At 61.0% G+C, this 318-nt stretch carries 1 protein-coding gene; it reads left to right on the top strand.

Annotated features, from left to right (window positions below):
- Positions 1-318 (top strand): transposase (locus tag ACODSR_RS20705; protein ID WP_489078406.1); only part of this gene is annotated, 318 nt, incomplete at both ends.

Below are 318 nucleotides of genomic sequence, written 5' to 3'. Positions count from 1 at the left end.
AAAGCGCGATCGAACTGTGCCTGACACTGAAAGCGCTTTTCAACCTGCCGCTGCGACAGGCGACGGGATTGGTGGCGAGCCTGCTCAAGCTGGCTGATCTGGACTGGCCGGTGCCGGATTACACTACGTTGTGCCGACGTCAGAAAACGCTGCCGGTGACGCTTGGCGGGCGTCCCAGCTCTGGCGGCCTGCATCTTCTGGTCGACAGCACCGGCATCAAGATGATGGGCGAAGGGGAATGGAAGACACGCAAGCACGGGGCCTCCTATCGTCGCCAGTGGCGCAAGGTGCATATCGGGATCGATGCAGAAACGCTTG

This window comes from Sphingobium sp. FG125, assembly GCF_057809795.1.
This window is presented reverse-complemented; position numbering and strand designations above follow the sequence as displayed.